The sequence below is a fragment of the Niallia oryzisoli genome, assembly GCF_036670025.1.
GTDB lineage: Bacteria > Bacillota > Bacilli > Bacillales > Cytobacillaceae > Bacillus_BD > Bacillus_BD oryzisoli.
On sequence record NZ_CP137640.1, the window covers coordinates 3567529 to 3586648 of the forward strand.

Below are 19120 nucleotides of genomic sequence, written 5' to 3' on the forward strand. Positions count from 1 at the left end.
GTAACTAAAAGAATCGATAATCAGGCTTTTGTTTTCGAAAAAGTTTATCTCAGCTCATAAGAAAAAACGTGTGAGCTGACACACGTCATTTCCTATCTTCATTATGATCAAGTTAATCTTTACCATTCCAAAAAAGTCCAAATCTAACTACGATCACTTTTTGCTTTTAAAGTTATCCTCTATTTGTTCTAATGTTAAGCCTCTTGTTTCAGGCAGATATTTGGCTATAAATATTACGCCCAAAATAGCAAACACAGCGAATAAGAAAAATGTTGCAGAAAGTCCAACTTCATTTAAAAGTATAGGGAAGAATAGTCCTACTAAGAAATTGCAAAACCATAAAAACAATACAGCGGTTCCCATGCCTAGACCACGTACACGTGCAGGAAATATTTCAGATAGTGTCATCCATGTCATCGGACCAATCGCACCTTGAAAGAAAGCTAAGTATAGTACTGTCATGGATAAGACTATATATGGAAGTAGGAGAATCGGCAAGTGTTAGAGTCGAAATTCCAATCGAAATAAGCGCTATTGTTACACCAATTAAACCGGTAAGGAACATTGTCCGTCTATTAACCTTGTGCATAATTGACATACCAACAATAACGGCAATAACAGAAATGAATCCGTTAGCTACATTTGCAATTAAAGCTGTTTTTGTTCCAAAACCTGAATTTTGAAGAATTTGTGTTCCATAATACATGATAGAGTTTATCCCTACTAATTGCGATATTGCTCCAATTCCAATACCAAGAATCACAATACGTCGAATCCAAGGGATCTCCAAATCTTTGAATGTTGCTTTTTTCATTTTTTTCTGCTCTGAAATACGTACTTTAATTTCATCTAATTCTTGTTCAGCCATACCCTGATTACGTATTTGTTGAAGTATTTTCATTGCCTCAGCCATTCTTCCCTTGGATGCCAGCCAACGCGGGCTTTCAGGTAAAATTAGGACTCCTAGCCAAAGCGCAACGGCTGGTAATGTAGCAACCACTAACATGTAACGCCATACATGCCCCGTATCGCCAAAAACATTTCCAATTACTGCATTAAAGACATAAGCTAGAAACTGTCCGGTAACAATCATTAATTCATTTTGTGTAACCATCCTACCACGCCGTTCTGAAGGTGACATTTCGGCAAGATAAGATGGAACAATGACCGATGCACCACCAACAGCAAGTCCCAATAGAAAACGGAAAAAACCATGATCGTTGTGTTTGGAGCTATGACGCAGCCAACTGCAGAAAAGAAAAATAATATGGCCAGATACAAAATAGCTTTCCGATGACCTTTATTATCCGATAAGCGGCCGCCAAATAATGAACCAAAAGCAGACCCAATACTAAAGAACTTGCGACTAAACCCTCAGTAAATGGATTTAGATTTAATTGATTAGGCTGAGCCATGAATGGAAGTACACCATTAATGACTCCTGTATCATACCCAAATAATAATCCTCCAAAAGTTGATACAATGGTGACTAATTTCAAAAACTTTTGCGGGTCCTTTTTCTTAGAGAGTTCCATTTGGACTGAATAATCTTCAGATAACTTGAAATTATTGAAATTATTCATATTATTATCCCCCTTTTATTAAAAATAATGATCCATCGAATCATCCCTCGCACCATCAAAAAAATTTCATTATTGAGTTTAATATTATTTTTAAGTTCTTAACTGAAGTAAAATAATAATATTTTCAAATTACAATTTCCTATCCTTGTTATTTCACATCCCTAAAATGGATGCATTTACAATAATCCATCTATTTAACACTAACTAGTTCATTTTTTTGTCTCATCGTCATGTCTCCTTTATTGTTAATGTTTATTGCTACCATGTGTATATTCTATTAAACTATGAAAACGATGTTATTACTGAATATTTGCAAAATAGTATAATATTCTTGCTTTTTAAAATTCTAGTAATACTATTGGTAAATATTCACTATTTAAGAACAGAAAAAATAGAAAAACCTAAATTGCATTCTTCAAAAAATAAAGAAATACAATTTAGGTTTAGTTTTTAACTTGACAATAAATCTGATAAACTTTTATCTCAAAATAGTTTCGCTCCGTTCCTCACTTAAAGGGAAATCCTTTGGCATTGGACTTGGCTTTGAGCATGTACTTTTAAGAGTATAAAACTCTCCAAGAACTGACGATCGTACGATACCTGTCATAGCTTCAAGAGAATGATAGGCCATTTCAGAACTTGCCCGTTCCTTACATGCTTTAGAAATATTGTATTCAGCGGCCTTTTTTTTAGCCTTTTCTATATTTCGGCTAGCACAGGCTTTTATTTGCATGATTTCAAATGTTTCACATGTTTGAAAGTAAATATCACTAATTTCTCCGCAGCCTAAAATTCCTACATTATACTTTTTCAACGTTATCTTTCTCCTTTTCTTCTTGATTGGAAGACTATTTATAATACTAGTTAAATAGATCCTTTTTACCATTTTGTTGACGAAGAAAAATTCGACATGGCCACACACAGCCATGCCGAATTTTTATATTGCTTTCCTTATCATTGAATTTCTTCTAAATGTTCTTTCGCATTCTCTTTTGTAACAACTTTGATTGGTGTTGGAATCCGATTTTCTACTTTCTCGCCTTTAAGAGCTTTGACAGCATTTTCAACACCCATGTAGCCCATATCATATGGACTTTGGGCAACAGAAGCAGCTAGTTTCCCCTCAATAATTAATTTAGTTGCTTCATCTCCTCCGTTTATTCCTACAATTGGGATATTCAATTTCGCTTGACTTGTTGTACTTAAAACACCAATCGCCATATCATCGTTCGCTGCAAAGACTCCTGCTAAGTCGCGGTGATTTTGTAATACTGCATCAATGACACCGGCCGCTTTAAATTTATCACTATCTGCTGGCTGTTGTGCTACAATCTTCATTCCTGCTTTTTCTAATGCCTCTTTAGCACCTCTAATTCGCTCATCTGTAGCTAGATTTCCTTTTGCTCCTTCAACTAATGCTACTTTGTCACCCTTTTTTAACAGGGAAGCAAGATAGGCGCCGCCCTCTTTACCTGCAGTATAATTATCCGTTCCAATAAAAGTGACTTTATCCTTCCAATCTGCATCTGTGTCAACAAGCAGAACAGGAATATCCTTTGCTTTAGCTGAATCAAATACATTTGAAACAGTGGATGGTTGAGAAGGTGAGACGATAAGTGCATCCGTACCTTGGCTTATAGCATTATCCATCATATTCACCTGATCAATTATGTCACCTTCTGATGGCGGACCATTCACTTCCACACTAACCCCTAAATCTTCTCCTGCTTTCTTAGCTCCTGCCTCTACACTTTTCCAATACGGATGACTTAATGTTTTTAACACCACATGTACTTTTAAATCACCTGACTTTTCTTCTCCTGATGCAGTTGTTTCGTTGGATGAATTACTACAACCTACTATTAGAAAAATACTAGTACATAACAATGCAATGAATACTGATAGTCTTTTCATTGGAAAACCTCCTCTAATTAATAAACAACTACAATAGGTGCGCTTACAATAAGTGTTGATCATTCGTGAGAAAATGGCTTTTTCTCACGAATGATCAACATCATTTTTTTGGAATATTCAATAAATTTAACGTACGTTTACTTTCTTACTTATTTTATCTAAATACTCTTTTGTTCTTTTAGCAATTGGGTATGGCTTATCAAACGGCGCAGGATACATATCCTGTTCAACAATGGCCCAGCCATTATATTGAATGTCCTGCAAGACTTCAAAAAACGCTTCCATATCGACAACCCCTAGTTCAGGTTCACACATCACGTCTTCACTAACCGCCTTAGCAAATGACCATCCTTCTTTTTGCATTTTTTCTCTTACCTTTAAGTCACAGCTTTTAATATGGAGATAAGGAATACGGGCATGATGTTTGTGCATAAATGCTACCGGGTCTCCATCTGCATAGGCATGATGACCTGTATCCAAACATAGATCGATATCTGTGTCACGTAATAATCTCTCAATCTCTTCTTCCGTCTCAACATGACTTTGTGCATGTGGATGAAAGACCACCTGAAGACCATATTTCGCTTTTGCGTGGTTTTTGATTCGATTGATATTCTTAATGAACTTGTCCCATTCAGCATCATTTAATACTTTTGGTCGAATAAGTTCACCGGTGAACAGATCTGTATAGCAGTCATCAATTAACACCACATATTTTGCAGTTGGAAATCGCAGTTGGAGCCCTGCCATAGCATCGAGAAGAGCAATCAATTCTGATGTTTTTTCATCAGATGTAAGATCACCGACAAGTGTCGTAGCAGTTAGCTTTAAGTTTCTTTTAGCAAGCTCTTCTTTTAATTGTTCGTAATCATTAGGAAGGTAACCCCAAGGGCCAAGTTCAATTCCTTCGTAACCTGATTGTGCCATTTCATCCATGCAGCGTTCCCATGGAATTTGTTTTTCATTTTGAGGAAACCATACTCCCCATGAATCTGGCGCTGTTCCGATTTTTATCTTCATACAGTGACGCCTCCTTTGTTTTTTACTTGAACCCAATTTTGTTTAGCAACAGATTCCAAAATCGCATCCACCGTTTGATCAATCTGAGCACCAAACTCAAAATCACAAGTGTATGAAGTGTTATTTGTAACAGCTGAAAGCAATTCATGCGCTTCAATTACTTTCATATCGTTATAACCGATGGCTATTCCAGCCGCTGGATAAAATGCACTATATCCCTTATGATCCGGGCCTAAAAATACAGTTCGGAAGCCTCTGTCGGCACTATTATCAGAAGTAAAATATACATTTACTTCATTCATTCGTTCTAAGGAATAATGAACCATACCTTCTGTTCCTTGGATTTCATAGGTTAAATAATTTTTTCTGCCTGCAGCAATTCGGCTTGATGAAATGGTACCTGTGGCACCATTTTCATAGTTAGCTAGGATCACGATCAAATCATCATTTTCTACATCTGCAAGTTCTGTTGATCCAGGTGATACTGGTCTCTGTTTAATGACCGTTTTAGACAATGCGTTAACGCTTTCAATATTACCTAAAATAAACTGTGAAACACTTAATAGATGTGAACCAAGATCCCCTAGTGCCCCTGAACCTGAGAATTTATTAATATGTCTCCATGTAATCGGCAGACTTGGATCAAGCAAGCTATCCTGAGCATATGTTCCAAAAAATCCGATAATTTCTCCGAGCTTCCCTGATTGAACAAGGTCTTTTATATATGCGTTAGCTGGATTCATGACATTATTGTAGCCTACATAATTAACCACACCTTTTTGTTTAGCAAGTTCGGCAAGTTCTAATGATTGTTCCGCAGATAGTGTAAGTGGTTTCTCACAATATACATGTTTTCCATTTTCCAACGCAGCTTTAGCTACTTCGTAATGGAATGCATTCGGTGTTGCGATATCAACAATGTCAACTCTTTCATCTTGGACAACTTCCTTCCAATCAGTTGTCCATCTAGAAAACCCAAGCTGCTCACTTGCATTTTTTGCTGCTGCTTCACTAACATCAGATACTACTTCAAAAACAGGCTTCCCTGCTTCGGGACCAAAAGTCATTAAAGCATTATTAAATGCATTTGTATGTGCCTTACCCATCCATCCTGCGCCAACAAGTCCAACTCTAATTTCCATCATCATTACTCCTTTATTAATTAATGATTATTGCTGCTATGGGTTTATTGTATTAAACTATAAATACAATGTCATTACTGATTATTGGCAAAAAACATAATATTCTTGCTATTAATAAAATGAAACTATTATTATATTAAAATCTTTTGTCAGGAACAAAAAAGGAAGGATGTCTGTATGATTGAAAAAGGAGTATTACCACATTCAAAGATGTTTTTTCATATGCCTAGTGAATTTGCTAAAAAAGCACTTTTTCACTTAATTTACTCAGGTTCCTTTTATTGCACGAAAGAATACATCGTAAAGCGGGATAATTGGGATAGCTATCTGTTTATGTATGTAAGGAAAGGGAGTATGAAGATTCAATATGATTATAAAGAATATATCGCTGCCGAAAACTCATTTGTCTTCCTGAACTGTTATAAACCACATCTCTATCAGGCTGAAGAAGATACGATATTTGATTGGTTCCACTTTTCAGGAAATGCCAGCGAAGATTATTTTGAATATCTTTTTAATAACAGCGGATGCGTATATTCCATTTATAATAATTTTGTAATTACCGATTGCATGTCTAGTATTTTAGATATGGCTGAAAAAGACAATTTAGATGAAGATGATATATCGATCATGATCCATAAAATTCTATTTGAATTAAAGCAGCTTTCCAATCATGCAGAAGAAACCCATATTAGTTCAATTAGAAGCGCTATTAAATATCTCGAAAGTCATTATCAGGATCAAATAACCTTAACTGATCTAGCTGATTGTGCGAATTTAAGTCCCTTCCATTTTTCAAGAGTCTTTAAAAAACACATGAACTGTTCACCTTATCAATACTTAATCAGCTATCGTATTAACAATGCAAAAAAACTTTTACACAATACAAATTTATCCGTTCAAGAAATCTCATATGCCAGTGGGTTTAACAGCGTTCCCCATTTTATAAAAATTTTTAAACAGCATACAAATGTATCACCCAAAAAATTTAGAGAACTACAATTTTAGCAATTTTTTAAAATTTAGCTTTAAAAATAGCGAGATATTAATAAAGTACGATCGATATACAGAATTGTACTTTAAGCATCAGGTGCTTAAAGTAAATAGCATACAAAAAAATCACCGTACGAATGACGATGACTTTTTTGTATGCTATTTACTTTTCTTGAAATCCCCTTACTTATTAGTAACAAGTAAACGATTGGATTTGACGTAAGTCTATTCCATAATAAACCCATCTATATCCAGTCCAACGATATCCTGATACTGAGTTTCGCCCGACAAATGTTGGATAAAACCAAAATTGTTCAAATCCCCGAAGCCATACATATGTGTATCTGAATAAACACCTAGCAATACCGCCGGGGTCAACTGCATATGCCCCTACTTCTTGTGTCTGTGTTGGGACAAAGGATGGCGGTGGTGAAGTTGGCGGTCCACCAGCTGAACCTTGACCCGGTGGTGCGGACGGAGGCATTCCGCCAAATTGTCTTTCATCAGGTGCCGCATAGTAATAATTCCCCTCTTGGAAGGGATCCGAATCTACATAAGCTGGATGACTATATGGATGGTTATTATACAGAGGTATATGCCTATGATACATAATATGAACTCCTTTACTCTTAATCTCACACCATCATATTCTTTTGTTATGATCCGCTCAGCTTGTTTACTGGAAATGTGTTTTTACCTAATGAAGAAGTTATTTTTTAGTGGACTCCATAAAACCTTCAAAGGTCCTTTCTTGTTTTACATTACCTTCACAATTTTCATTACTGATTCCCATTAGCCAAACTATACTGAACGTTTTCTTGGCGCTCATAGGCAGTCACACAGTCATATAGGTATTGACCCACATATGGTATTCCAAGTATATGTATTATCTTTCTTAAAGAAATGGAGGTTTATATGACAAATTTTTATTCTTTTCACGGGACTGTTACGATGATTAATGATTTTCACACAGGTCAACCTGGTATAGGAGAAGGCTGTAATAAATTAATATCAGTAGAAAATGGATTGGGAGCAATAGTGAATTTCGTGGTGTCACCTGCTACTTACTTTGTAGACCATGTATTGATAACAGTAGGAGACCGTGTGACTGGATATTATGACGGAGATGCACCTGCCATTCTAATTTACCCGCCGCAATATCAAGCACTTGTGATGGTAAAAGATAGCCCCTATCAGAATGTTAAAGTAGATTATTTTAATAGTAATTTTGTGAGTAGTGATGGACAATTACAATTAAATATTTCTCCCTATACCCAAGTAGTACTAACAAATGGCCAACTCTTTTCAAAAACCCCTGTGAACCGAAATCTAATTGTTATATACGGACCTGCCACTAAAAGTATCCCCGCCCAAACCACACCCTATAGGATTATCGTTTTGTGTTAGGGATAATTATTGAAAATTCAAGTTTAATATTTTAATTGATCGATAAAACACAAAAGACTCGTCCATTTCGGCGAGTTTTTGCATTTCTATATACCCATAAATACCGCCATTCATCGCAATTTTGTAAATGTACCAATTTGATTCATCGGTATAGTATTAAGATTTAATTACATATGAGGTAATCTCGTTTATCTTTCCGTTTTTCCCTGCACTCGTGAACAGAAAAATATGACAGAAGGCATATTTTTCATTATTTTCATAAGTTGCTTTACCGTCCACCGCACCTGTGTTACCATGTGTAATAATTGTTTTGATTTCGACTTCCAACATTCTCCTGCTGGACATTTGTTGCAGCATTTCTATTACAGATTCTTTTCCTTGGAACTTGTTGTAACCAATAATATTCCATTGAATATTGTCTGAAATTGTCTCTGCTATGAAGCTTATTTCTTTTTTTACAGAAGCGATAACAAAATCCTTTAGAATGATTTTTTTCGGTGCGTTTCCACAATCCTGCCGGCAGAGGATTTTTATATCCCTTTCATCGTTATAATTGGTATCCATTAGATTCTCCTTTCCATTCAATCAAATTTGAATAAGATTTAGAATCGATTTTAATTCGCTTTAAATTTATACATATGTTACCTTATTTAAGGATAAAAGAAAAAGACAGATTTTTTGATACAGATATCAAAGGAGTAAGCAGCATGTTTAAACGAATGGATAATCAGGATATACAAATTTTCTTTTTAATCCTTTTTAGTATAGGATGTTTTGTTCTGACCGCTATCAAAATAATAGTTGATGTATTAGGTTTCCAGGAAGCTGGGCGTATCATTGAGATGATTCTATCCGGGTTCAACGGGGTTGTTATCATCGCTCTTTTACGAAGCTGGAGAAGCCTGAATCAAACGATTAAAAAGGAAGAAGATACATATCCCGAAAACAACGAAAATACCGACGTCATTACCCCAAGTAAGAAACGAATCAAGCTGAACATCTCACTCACTTTATTTCTTACCATAAACATCCTTTCCTTATGGTTAAATTTGTCATAGTACCTCCCCCATGTACATCTGATAAATAAAAAATGCTAATCGAATAAATTCGATCAGCATTTTTTAATCATTGATTTCCTTTTTTCACCCATTCAGCTACTGTTACTGTGCGTTTTGCCTGGTGCTTGACTGCAGCTTGAACGTCCTCAACCATTTTTCCATTTTGGTCTACTGATACGCTTGTTCCGTATGGATTTCCTCCCGCCCCAAATAGAACTGGGTCTGTATAACCAGGAGGTACAATAATCGCACCCCAGTGCATCATGGAAGTGTATAGTGATAATATGGTTGCTTCCTGACCGCCGTGCGGGTTCTGTGCAGATGTCATTGCACTAACTACTTTGTTTACTGTCTTACCTTGTGCCCACAGTCCGCCTTGGATATCAAGGAATTGCTTCATTTGTGATGGCATGTTGCCAAATCGAGTTGGAACACTGAAGATGATGGCATCTGCCCATTCAATATCGTCCCCTGTTGCAACAGGAACATCTTTTGTTGCTTCAACCGTTTTTTTCCATACTTCATTTCTTTCAATAATGGAGGCTGGAGCCAGCTCTTCTACTTTTAATACTTTAACCTCAGCACCGGCTTCTTTTGCTCCTTCTTCTGCCCATTTTGCCAGCTGATAGTTTGTTCCACCCATACTGTAAAAGATCACTGCTAATTTTACATTTGCCATTTTTTCTGTCTCCTTTATGGTTGATTTTCCAAATAAATTGGATAAAAAACCTATTTTATCCACCACCTATTGTGTCAATCCTCTGTGGTACATATTCATTATCCCCTTGTATAACAAAAGTTAACTATTTTTACCTTCAAATGTTTGAAGGGATAATTTATCTTATTTTTACTTTAAAATAAATATTCTTTAATTCGAGATACTTTATAATAAAAATGCATCTAATGCATATTGGCCAGGACCGATTAACGCGATACCAATCGTTACAGCTAGTACTGTTAAATTATATTCATATCCATTTGATGTAGACCATAAACCATTCGCTCCATGCACTTTTACAATCGCCATAACCATTGTCCCAGCAATAATAATACCAGCTAATGGAGTTAATAATCCTACTGCAAACAAGATACCGCCAATCAATTCAGCCAAGCCGGCTAAAAGAGCCAATCTTACTCCCGGTTTTAAACCGATGGATTCGAACCACCCTCCTGTACCCTTTAATCCATAGCCGCCAAACCAGCCAAATAACTTTTGCGCTCCATGACCAATAAATATTAATCCAATAACCAAACGAATAAGTAATAATCCAATGTTTATCATGAAGATTTCCTCCTAAAGTTTTGTGTATTTATCTCGAATTCGAGATATTAGGTTAATAAAAAATTAACTTTCTACTTTTTTCTTTACCTTTTGCAGCAGTTCAACAATCAGTTCTTTTTCATTATTTGTTAACGAAGCAAAAATAGATTCAACTAGCTCCTCATGTTCAGGCATGACCTTTTCTAACGTCTCATTTCCGGCATCTGTTAATGTGACATGAATAGCCCTGCGGTCGTTCGGACAGGCAACTCGTTTCAACAAGCCTTTTTTTTCTAACTTGTCGATCACATAAGTCATTGAACCACTTGATATGAGCACCTTGTTCCCTATTTCGTTAATCGTCTGCCTTCCTTTGTGATAAAGTACTTCTAGCACAGAAAACTCAGTGATACTGAGATTATTTTTTGTCAATTCCAGCCTCATGCGCTCTTGAATTGCTTTAGAGGTTTGCAAAAGAACAAGAAAGGGCAAGTTTGAGCATTTTCTCTCCATATGAATTTGTCACCCCCTAAAATTACCTCGAACCAATTTATCTTTAATTCGAGATAATTGTATAACGTAAATTTTACTATGTCAACTTTTTGTTTTAAAAAGGCGCAAACATACGCCTTTTTAGTTACGCAGTCACTATACTGTTTCTCGTTCAATAAGTTTTACAAAAACCTCTTCATGTGAAGGTTCAGAATTATCAATTGCCTGTAAAAATAGTTTTCTACCTATTTCCACTAAAGGGATTTCTAGTGTGGTGATATGCATAATTTTAGCAATCGGCTGGTTGTCAAATCCCATAATGGCAAGATCCTCTGGTATCTGTATTTCTTTTTCCTTACAAAAAGTCAAAATTCCAGCAGCAACAATATCACTTGTTACCACTAACGCTGTCGGCGGGCTGCTCATTTTCAATAGCCGCTCCACGACATGAACCCCATCCTCAAACTTTAAACAATCATAGAAAATATACTCAGGATTGAATGGTTCATTCATTTCCCGTAAAAATTCCTTGTAGGCTTTTTCCCTTAGTTTACTATTTGTACCCGACTTTCTGAAGATACTGTATCCAATTCTTTGATGTCCTTTATTATGTAAATACATTAACGCTTTAGAGAAAGTTTGATATTGATCAATAAAGATCGATGAAACATTTTTCCCCCTCGCATCTTCACAAAGAACAATCGGTCCATATGCTACAAATTCCTCAATAATATCCATGCCGCAGATTCTCGAGCAGATGATTAGAGCGTCAATCTGTTTGAACTGCAGCATCTGTAATGCTTCGACTTCTCTCTCTTCCTCATAATTGGTTTGAAACAAAACCAGTTTATAGTTATTTTTAACGGCCTCATTCGCAATCCCTTCCAATAACTGGCCAAAATAAGGATGGTTTATAAAAGGAGTCACCACACCTATTAGAAGCGTTTCCCCCTTACTCAAATGAACAGCATTCAGATTCGGCTGATAATTACATTCCACCATCGCACTTCTTACAGCTTCTCTTTTTTCTTCACTTACATATGGATGGTTATTCAATACTCGAGAAACGGTTGTGACAGACACTCCTGCCATTTTCGCAATATCTTTTATATTTGCCATGAACTCACCTTTTTTAAAAACTTTTTCTTGCTCTGAAATGCGTTTCATCCTTTATGCTTTAGATGTAAAAACAAAGGAGGTATGCTAAATGTTTATATTAACTGGAATTTTGTGTCTTGTTTTCTTGTGTGCTTCTATCTTGATATTATCATCATATCCTATTTCTCAATATGAAAAAAACCATCCTGTCCAAAAGAAGGCTAATAAAAATGTGATGGATTATTACAGCAGGTTTTTTGATGTTTATGAAGACCAATGATCATGACCGTGATAGAACAATATAACGGCGCACTGATAGCTATCAAGCTAATCGTGCGCCAAAACACTATTCATTTAATACAGCGACGGCCCGAATCGGCGCTCCATCTGCGTTTTCATATTTGAGTGGCATAGCATAGAAAGTGAAGAGCTCGTTTCCGATTTCCCCTAATCTCGTCAGATTTTCGATTACAACAATTTCGGTTTCAGCAAAAAGCTTATGGTGAATCGTCAGATTTCCATCAGATATAGGGTCAATTCCAATTACATCTAACCCAACACCCTTTTTCTTCGTAAGGATTAAATAATCAGCAACCTCTTCTGTAATAGCTGGATAATCTCCGAAATAAGAATCCGTCCCCCAATGTTTGTCCCAACCGGTATAAAATAAGAGAAATTCCGCCTGATTGGCTTTTTCCTTAACAGCTTCAATCTGTTTCATTGTAATTCTTTGCCCTTCCCCTAGATCACTACAATCAATGACCAGTCCTTTTCCTATGAATTGCTCGACTGGAAAGGCATCTAGCGTTGTACGATATTCAAATATATGCGATGGGGCATCCATATGGGTACCAGTATGAGAAAAAATGGTTAGCAGCGTTTCCTTAAAGCCGCTTTCCTCGTATGTATTTGCCACCTCTAATTTTGGGAGATCGGTGCCAGGATAAACTGGCATATCTTCTGAAATGGTATGCGTTAAATCAATAACCTTCATGTAAAAACCTCTCTTTCAAACCAAATATAGGATGAATACCATTTTACAAGAGTTTAAGAAGAACCAAAATATATAAATCTAATAGTTATTATAAGAATATGCCCATTTTAGTAATATTGATAAACAAGTTTTATTCCAGCAGCATACTTTAATAATGAACTAGCACTTTTAGGAGGTGAATAATATGAGCTTATCTTCCTCCAGCACTTTTGGAATTTTCCTTGGCTTTTTAACAGGTGCAATTTGGTTATTCCTTGCAGTATCAGGAACCATTAGTGGCTTCTTAGGTTTACTGGGACTAACCGGAATACTCCTAACCATTATTAATGTTCTAGTTGCGCTATGCGGTTTCATTTGCTTTCTAGTATTCGGACTATACGTTTTCAAGAGAGCATGGCACCATTGCCGCGACTAAACATGTAGTCATTGCAAGGACTCATCCTAACAGTCTCTTTAATAGAGGCTGTTTTTTTAATATAAAAAGGTTGGCCCCTGTAACCAGAGAACCAACCGAAATGTCATCATATAATAAAACACGGGGAACCTTTAGAGTGTCCCAGATTCTAATTTAAATCCTTCGACAACGACATCCTCATCTACCTCCAGCAGGAGACAGCGTTTACCCTCAAACGTAATATATTTGATATATTTCAGATCTTTTGGGCTGATCGATACATTAGCTACCTTCGTTTCAATTTTAATTGTTTTCGGAACCAAGCTGCTTGCTTTGAATTCATGTGTTTCATCATCTACAACCGCTTTAAAAGCATGTTCGACTTTGGCGGCACTGACATCCTCAACACCGCTGACCGTTAATATGCGTTCGATATCCTGATGATCCAGCATAGGGGCCTCAGGTTCATCCTGTTCTTCCTTCTCATCTTCTTCTTTCTCCTGCAGCATCTTATCGATCTCTTCATAGACATTGGAAATGACTTTCGTATCCACTTCGTCCCCAATCACATTTTTCAAGATAAGCTCGAAGCAGTCTTTCTCTTCCGCAGCCGTGATGAATTCCTCACAATTTAGCACTTCATCAATAAAACCAAAATCTGGCTGATTGGCTTTTCCTGCAGAATAGAGAAGATGATTCACATCCGCTGAATTATCTGTAAAGGCAGGGAATAAAAAGCCTGATAATGGTGAGGCAATATTAATGATCGGATCAACGGTGTGATTTGGTTTGAATTCTTTTTCAATATAATCAAACAAGAGTGTTCTTTTCGGCTGATCAATTTTATTTAAACTGCAAAGGATAAATTGGCTCGTGTAAACCTCATCATCCCCGCCTTCCTCTGAGTCCATATCCCGTTTTCGCGTTGGCTTGCGATATTCTGCACGGATAAACGTCACCACTGTATCAAATTCATATATGGTATGTGTAAACATTTTCATGACAATTTCAAGCATAGATTGGGTCCAATCATCGGTTGTGTCCGCATGTAATCCTTCAAAAAGAATGGCCTGCGTACTGTCCTCCACATCCCGCTTGAATTTCAGCTCAAACAATTTAGAATCCAACTGACCTGTCAAAACTTTTTTAAAGTTTGCCAAAAACAATTCCTGGATTTCCTGCTCCAGCATTTCAAACGGCTGGCTGACATAATGGTAAATCTCTCCTGATTCACTCTTTACATAGACATTAAAAATTTCTCGAATTTGTAGCTTGTAATTATCTAGTTTAAATTCCTTCCGGATATTTGCAATGTCTTTTTTATTCATATGTACTATCAACTCCCATTCCTTGATTATACTGTTCAGACAAGAAAATAGTAATACTTGATATTTTCAGTTCTTATAAGAATTGGATGAGAGATCGTAGGTTGTATAGGATTTAGAAAATTTGAAAGGTTTTACAAAAATAAAACCATTCGCAAAGTCTCACCTCCACAAATGGTTTCTCACTTTTTCTATTCACGATTAATAGTAGAAATCGTTTATTATCTAGAAAAGTATTCCTTAAGTAAAATTATTTCATAATCAGCTTGTTGACCCTGTCAACAATTTCCTCAAAGGGGGTGCACAAAGCTAAGGCTAATTCTTTATACAATATATTTTGAATCGTGTGCAAGAGTTTACGATCTTGATCATATATTCTCTTGTTGTTCAACCTCAGTTCATGGTCTTTTCGCATCAAAGTATTGGCGATTCGGGCAATTTCCTTACGATTTCCAGTTTTAACAAGACTATTATATTTCATGCTGCGCTGTTTAGCTTCCTCAATCCAATCAATCCCCGGCTGTGTAAAAGAATCTAGAATTTCTTCTGCAGCATCGCGTTCCATCGGCTTCATCATAATGACTTTATCATTATCTACTGGTGTACTAATTTTCAATGTCAATTCCGCTAAAGGATGCAATACATAATACGTTCTTGTTATCCCGGCAAACGTTTTATCACAAATCTCATCAATTTGACATAACCCGTGCTCTGAATAGACAATCACATCTCCTATATCAAACATAGCATTTCTCCTATTTTATAATATTATCAACTAAGTTTACAATATTAATTATGGGGTATTTTTCACTAATTGTCAACTCAATTGACAATTAACCATGTGTTTTGTATAGTTAAAAGTGTTGAAAACCAGGAGATGAAATTATGATAACATTCAAAGAAGAACAAAAAAATCAGCCACAGGAGTACGATTCCCTATCGACGATAAAAATCGAAATAGGAGAAAAAGTAACGATAAAAAAGATAGACAGTGAAATGAAAGAAAAAATGGAACCAGAGGATTATTTCTATATAAAGGACTTTGAAAATAAGACGGGTATCATCAGCGAAGAAAATGAAAGTAAATCGGGAGAACATTGCTACCGAATTGACTTTGATGAAAACCATTTTGGGTACTTTTACAGCAAGGATTTTATCTTGCTAGAATAATACATACAATTGTCAATCTGGTTGAAATTACATTCAGGATTTTGTATAGTTGCCTTAAGTTAGAAAGGAATGAGTTTGTTGAGTTCTGAATTTCAGCATTTAGATTTATTTGATATATTAAGTGAACGCCATTATCTGCTGCGGAGCATAACGGAAAAATTATGGAATGACAGCAGTGAAATTTATATTTCAAACTCAGAATGGTTTATTATGGCTAGAATCTATAAAAAACAGCCTACCATCGCTTATGTATCAAAACATGTAGACATTTCACGACAGGCCACTCATAAGTTTATAAAAAGTCTTGAGTCAAAAGGATTAGTTGAGATTCAAAACGTTGAAAATAATAAAAAGGAAAAATGCTTACGTTTAACTCCATTAGGAGAAGAATGCTATGAAAAAAATAAAGCCTTAAAAGCTACGTTGGAGAAAAAAATCGAAGAGAAGATTGGGAAAGAAAAATTGTTCCTCTTAACAGAGATATTAAAATTAGACTGGGGATTATCAAACGAAAAATAGAAATATATAAAACGAGGGTATTCGTTATGGAACACCCTCCTCTTCTGTTTCAGAAACTATACATCCAGATTTTTAACATATAAGGCGTTCTCTTCTATAAATCTGCGTCGTGGTTCTACCTGATCCCCCATCAGCATTTCAACCGTTTCATTCGCTAAAATAGCGTCCTCTATGACTACCTGCAGCAGCGTTCGAGTTTCAGGATTCATCGTTGTGTCCCATAACTGCTTTGGATTCATTTCGCCAAGTCCCTTATAGCGTTGCATATTTGGCTTTGTCAAACTTGGCAGTGACGACAAGACTTCTTCAACTGATGTTCATTATAGGCATAATGAATCTCTTTTCCTTGCTTTACTTTATAAAGCGGGGGCTGGGCGATATAAATATATCCATGTTCTATGGCTGTACGCATGTTTTATATAATTTTTTCGAACAGTGGTTATTTCACTCTTGAAAGAGTCAGCCCGTCACCAATTGGAACAAGTACAGACTCTAATTGAGGATGATTAGCCACCGTTTGATTAAACTGCTTCATAAATTCTGTATGACGTTTCGGTTGGGCATCAGGGTCTGCGACGGTCCCGCCAGCCAATACATTATCAATGGCGATTAATGCACCGGATTCAGCCAATTGAATACAATATTCTAGGTAATTTTCATAGTTTCCTTTATCAGCATCAATAAAGAAAAAGTCGAATCTCTTCTCTTCAGCAACTAGTTTTTCAAGGCTTTGTATAGCTGGCCCTGTTAGATACGTTACTTGATCACTAAAACCGCCTTTTGATAGATTCGTATTGGCCAGTTTAGCGTAGTTTTCCTCTAATTCAAGGGATGTTAATGTTCCCTCGCTACCGAATCCTCTTGCAAGACAAATGCCGCTATAACCGCCGAGTGCTCCAATTTCCAAAACCTTTTTAGCTCCAGAAATAGATACAAGCATAGTCAAAAGCTTTCCTGTTGAAGGTGATACAGAGATGTTTCGCATTCCGTTTTCTTTTATAGACTCAAGGACTTCCTTTAATAAATCATCTTGTTTAGTAAATAGCGAATCAATATAAGTATTAATTTGTTTCATCTCTTTTCGTCCCCTTTTCATCAATGACCAAGCAATCTCTATCTTTTGAAGCAGTTTCGTCAGGATCTTCCTTTTTCTTATTCGGCGTTTCCATTACTTCACTTTCTTCTATTTCAAATAGCTGACTAAATTCGTTCATCATCATATCAATGGCTTTTAATTCGCCTACCAGCACTTGCTGGATTGACTGAAATTCAGGCTTGTCTAACTGCTCCATAATGGTTGCACGTTTTACCTTTAATCTCTCTAAAAAGGCAATCGCTCTTCCGCGCCGAAAGGTTTTTGCCCCGCGGTGGTGAGAATGTTCTTTTCCTATATTACCTGAACGGTGTCTTGATTCACGATGTCCCCCAAAATCATTGTTTTTCATCATTTCAACTCCTATCTTTGTATAATTCGTATACAATATTTAATAATTATAGTGTATACATTTGTATACACTAAGTCAATTATTATTCTAAATCATCAGACATTTATTGCATAAAAAAGCATCCCAAAATCGTTTAACACGAGTTCTTTGGAATGCTTTTATAAAGACAATACTATTATTTCATAGATGCCAATATTTCTTGCATTTTTTGAGACACTAATGGATAAAAATGGCTTTTGGCATCAGCAGTAGAATTACCGCCAAAAAAGCCAGTACCAGGACATGTTTTAATTGCATGACCTTCACCGTTATCCAACACTCTTTCGCCTGAATTAATATCCCACCAATGATGGTATGTGATGCTGTCAATGGTTGGAGTTAAGCCATATTTTATCATAAGCAAGGCAGTGACTGTAATAATCGTTTCCCTTTGCTCAGGGGTCATTTGTTCATCATCAAAGTTTCCTAAATTTTCAATTGCTAATGCATCCGCCTCGATCGCATGCATCACCGTTTTATTAAGTAACCCAAATGAACCTTCTGGAGGTGTATTAAATGGTCTGCCTACCGCCACTGTTCCATCTGGAAATGTCGTCAATTGCTGGCTGATATCACTCCAACCCATTCCATTTACATGATAATCCTTCATTCCGCTTAATAAAGTAAAATGATTGGACCCGTTAAATTGCTGATATGACGGCTGGTACGTATGATGAATCTGAACTTTTCCTACTTTTCGGGTGAACTCATGGTTTAATATCCAATCCTTAAACTCTTCCCTTGTCATTAGAATAAACTGACCTTGCATGTTCAACGGATATGGAGGAATCCTTAGTTGCTGCCCTACATAAATGATATCAGACGTAAGTCCATTTGCTGTCTTTATTAACTGGACCGTGGAATTAAATGTTTGAGAAAGCTTCCACAACGTGTCCCCGGGGACTACCTTGTACATAATAGGTACCCTTAATTTCTGGCCGACTAAGAGAAGATCTGATTGTAATCCATTAATTCGTTTCAGGTCCTTTACTGTGGTCTGATAGGAATTGGCAACTTTCCATAAGGTATCTCCTGACTTTACATCGTATAAATTCCTTAGATTATTCGCTGCAGACGCAGGGGCCACACCCAGCATAATAGAAAAGATTAAACTTAAAACAAGCACAACATATTTTTTCATCTTCACTGTCCTCTCATGATGACTTTAAAACAATACCTTATAATAATCTGTAAATAAAAATGAAATTATTCTGGTTCATTAAGCGTTGGTCCAGTTGTTCTACTTTTATCTTAGTACTAGAGACT

At 36.3% G+C, this 19120-nt stretch carries 24 protein-coding genes and 2 pseudogenes; 7 read left to right on the forward strand and 19 right to left on the reverse strand.

Going from position 1 to position 19120, the window contains the following annotated elements; genetic code table 11:
- Positions 1 to 153: 153 nt before the first annotated feature.
- From R4Z09_RS17995 to R4Z09_RS18030, 6 genes and pseudogenes are all read right to left on the reverse strand, one after another.
- Positions 154 to 417 carry an MFS transporter gene (locus R4Z09_RS17995; protein ID WP_338448126.1) on the reverse strand — a complete coding sequence of 88 codons (264 nt, stop codon included), beginning with the start codon at positions 415 to 417 and terminating at the stop codon, positions 154 to 156.
- Positions 395 to 1583 (reverse strand): annotated as a pseudogene (locus R4Z09_RS18000) (MFS transporter). Before R4Z09_RS18000 ends, R4Z09_RS17995 begins: the two are co-directional and overlap by 23 nt.
- A 478-nt stretch (positions 1584 to 2061) precedes the next feature.
- The gene (locus R4Z09_RS18015; RefSeq protein ID WP_338448129.1) at positions 2062 to 2397 is read right to left on the reverse strand and encodes a hypothetical protein; all 336 of its coding nucleotides are present in this window, start codon (positions 2395 to 2397) and stop codon (positions 2062 to 2064) included.
- Between the two features lie 140 nt (positions 2398 to 2537).
- Positions 2538 to 3497 carry a sugar ABC transporter substrate-binding protein gene (locus tag R4Z09_RS18020; RefSeq protein ID WP_338448130.1) on the reverse strand — a complete coding sequence of 320 codons (960 nt, stop codon included), beginning with the start codon at positions 3495 to 3497 and terminating at the stop codon, positions 2538 to 2540.
- A gap of 126 nt (positions 3498 to 3623) precedes the next feature.
- Entirely contained in the window at positions 3624 to 4517 is an 894-nt protein-coding gene (locus R4Z09_RS18025) for a sugar phosphate isomerase/epimerase (RefSeq protein ID WP_338448131.1), read from the reverse strand.
- The gene (locus R4Z09_RS18030; protein ID WP_338448132.1) at positions 4514 to 5659 is read right to left on the reverse strand and encodes a Gfo/Idh/MocA family oxidoreductase; all 1146 of its coding nucleotides are present in this window, start codon (positions 5657 to 5659) and stop codon (positions 4514 to 4516) included. The genes R4Z09_RS18025 and R4Z09_RS18030 overlap by 4 nt, the downstream gene beginning before the upstream one ends.
- 177 nt (positions 5660 to 5836) lie before the next feature.
- Between R4Z09_RS18030 and R4Z09_RS18035 the strand changes: the two genes are divergently transcribed.
- The gene (locus R4Z09_RS18035; protein WP_338448133.1) at positions 5837 to 6667 is read left to right on the forward strand and encodes an AraC family transcriptional regulator; all 831 of its coding nucleotides are present in this window, start codon (positions 5837 to 5839) and stop codon (positions 6665 to 6667) included.
- A gap of 175 nt (positions 6668 to 6842) precedes the next feature.
- Here R4Z09_RS18035 and R4Z09_RS18040 read toward each other — a convergent pair whose 3' ends face one another.
- The gene (locus R4Z09_RS18040) at positions 6843 to 7241 is read right to left on the reverse strand and encodes a hypothetical protein (RefSeq protein WP_422392306.1); all 399 of its coding nucleotides are present in this window, start codon (positions 7239 to 7241) and stop codon (positions 6843 to 6845) included.
- A gap of 326 nt (positions 7242 to 7567) precedes the next feature.
- On the opposite strand from R4Z09_RS18040, the gene R4Z09_RS18045 reads away from it, so the two are divergent.
- Entirely contained in the window at positions 7568 to 8059 is a 492-nt protein-coding gene (locus R4Z09_RS18045; RefSeq protein WP_338448135.1) for a hypothetical protein, read from the forward strand.
- Positions 8060 to 8215: 156 nt separating this feature from the next.
- Here R4Z09_RS18045 and R4Z09_RS18050 read toward each other — a convergent pair whose 3' ends face one another.
- Positions 8216 to 8623: a hypothetical protein gene (locus R4Z09_RS18050; protein ID WP_338448136.1), complete on the reverse strand. Its 408-nt coding sequence runs from the start codon at positions 8621 to 8623 to the stop codon at positions 8216 to 8218.
- A 143-nt stretch (positions 8624 to 8766) separates the two neighbouring features.
- On the opposite strand from R4Z09_RS18050, the gene R4Z09_RS18055 reads away from it, so the two are divergent.
- Positions 8767 to 9117 carry a hypothetical protein gene (locus tag R4Z09_RS18055; protein ID WP_338448137.1) on the forward strand — a complete coding sequence of 117 codons (351 nt, stop codon included), beginning with the start codon at positions 8767 to 8769 and terminating at the stop codon, positions 9115 to 9117.
- Between the two features lie 67 nt (positions 9118 to 9184).
- Here the strand turns inward: R4Z09_RS18055 and wrbA are convergent, their stop codons facing one another.
- The 4 genes from wrbA to R4Z09_RS18075 form a co-directional block, all read right to left on the reverse strand.
- Positions 9185 to 9796: an NAD(P)H:quinone oxidoreductase gene (gene wrbA / locus R4Z09_RS18060; protein ID WP_338448138.1), complete on the reverse strand. Its 612-nt coding sequence runs from the start codon at positions 9794 to 9796 to the stop codon at positions 9185 to 9187.
- A 204-nt stretch (positions 9797 to 10000) separates the two neighbouring features.
- Positions 10001 to 10399, reverse strand: a complete 399-nt coding sequence (locus tag R4Z09_RS18065; protein WP_338448139.1) for a DoxX family protein — start codon at positions 10397 to 10399, stop codon at positions 10001 to 10003.
- Positions 10400 to 10462: 63 nt separating this feature from the next.
- The gene (locus R4Z09_RS18070; protein ID WP_338448140.1) at positions 10463 to 10891 is read right to left on the reverse strand and encodes a MarR family transcriptional regulator; all 429 of its coding nucleotides are present in this window, start codon (positions 10889 to 10891) and stop codon (positions 10463 to 10465) included.
- Positions 10892 to 11026: 135 nt separating this feature from the next.
- Positions 11027 to 11989: a LacI family DNA-binding transcriptional regulator gene (locus tag R4Z09_RS18075; RefSeq protein ID WP_338448141.1), complete on the reverse strand. Its 963-nt coding sequence runs from the start codon at positions 11987 to 11989 to the stop codon at positions 11027 to 11029.
- A gap of 88 nt (positions 11990 to 12077) precedes the next feature.
- Here R4Z09_RS18075 and R4Z09_RS18080 point away from each other — a divergent pair, with 88 nt between their 5' ends.
- Complete coding sequence (locus R4Z09_RS18080; RefSeq protein WP_338448142.1) at positions 12078 to 12248, forward strand: hypothetical protein; 171 nt, start codon at positions 12078 to 12080, stop codon at positions 12246 to 12248.
- Positions 12249 to 12314: 66 nt separating this feature from the next.
- Here R4Z09_RS18080 and R4Z09_RS18085 read toward each other — a convergent pair whose 3' ends face one another.
- A complete protein-coding gene (locus R4Z09_RS18085) occupies positions 12315 to 12962 on the reverse strand; it encodes a cyclase family protein (protein ID WP_338448143.1) in 648 nt (215 codons plus the stop codon).
- A 184-nt stretch (positions 12963 to 13146) separates the two neighbouring features.
- Here R4Z09_RS18085 and R4Z09_RS18090 point away from each other — a divergent pair, with 184 nt between their 5' ends.
- Positions 13147 to 13377 carry an ABC transporter gene (locus R4Z09_RS18090; RefSeq protein WP_338448144.1) on the forward strand — a complete coding sequence of 77 codons (231 nt, stop codon included), beginning with the start codon at positions 13147 to 13149 and terminating at the stop codon, positions 13375 to 13377.
- A 131-nt stretch (positions 13378 to 13508) separates the two neighbouring features.
- Here R4Z09_RS18090 and R4Z09_RS18095 read toward each other — a convergent pair whose 3' ends face one another.
- Positions 13509 to 14684, reverse strand: a complete 1176-nt coding sequence (locus R4Z09_RS18095) for a DUF4317 domain-containing protein (RefSeq protein ID WP_338448145.1) — start codon at positions 14682 to 14684, stop codon at positions 13509 to 13511.
- Between the two features lie 247 nt (positions 14685 to 14931).
- Positions 14932 to 15426: a CarD family transcriptional regulator gene (locus R4Z09_RS18100; RefSeq protein ID WP_338448146.1), complete on the reverse strand. Its 495-nt coding sequence runs from the start codon at positions 15424 to 15426 to the stop codon at positions 14932 to 14934.
- A 140-nt stretch (positions 15427 to 15566) separates the two neighbouring features.
- Between R4Z09_RS18100 and R4Z09_RS18105 the strand changes: the two genes are divergently transcribed.
- On the forward strand, positions 15567 to 15851 hold the full coding sequence (locus R4Z09_RS18105) for a hypothetical protein (RefSeq protein WP_338448147.1): 285 nt from the start codon (positions 15567 to 15569) through the stop codon (positions 15849 to 15851).
- 78 nt (positions 15852 to 15929) lie between these two features.
- On the forward strand, positions 15930 to 16370 hold the full coding sequence (locus R4Z09_RS18110) for a MarR family winged helix-turn-helix transcriptional regulator (RefSeq protein WP_338448148.1): 441 nt from the start codon (positions 15930 to 15932) through the stop codon (positions 16368 to 16370).
- 56 nt (positions 16371 to 16426) lie between these two features.
- Here the strand turns inward: R4Z09_RS18110 and R4Z09_RS18115 are convergent.
- From R4Z09_RS18115 to R4Z09_RS18130, 4 genes and pseudogenes are all read right to left on the reverse strand, one after another.
- A pseudogene (locus R4Z09_RS18115) lies at positions 16427 to 16782 on the reverse strand (DNA topoisomerase IV subunit B); the annotation flags it as partial.
- Positions 16783 to 16809: 27 nt separating this feature from the next.
- The gene (locus R4Z09_RS18120; protein ID WP_338448149.1) at positions 16810 to 17445 is read right to left on the reverse strand and encodes an O-methyltransferase; all 636 of its coding nucleotides are present in this window, start codon (positions 17443 to 17445) and stop codon (positions 16810 to 16812) included.
- Complete coding sequence (locus R4Z09_RS18125) at positions 17432 to 17815, reverse strand: hypothetical protein (protein ID WP_338448150.1); 384 nt, start codon at positions 17813 to 17815, stop codon at positions 17432 to 17434. The genes R4Z09_RS18120 and R4Z09_RS18125 overlap by 14 nt, the downstream gene beginning before the upstream one ends.
- A gap of 175 nt (positions 17816 to 17990) precedes the next feature.
- The gene (locus R4Z09_RS18130; RefSeq protein ID WP_338448151.1) at positions 17991 to 18995 is read right to left on the reverse strand and encodes a peptidoglycan recognition protein family protein; all 1005 of its coding nucleotides are present in this window, start codon (positions 18993 to 18995) and stop codon (positions 17991 to 17993) included.
- Positions 18996 to 19120: the final 125 nt, after the last annotated feature.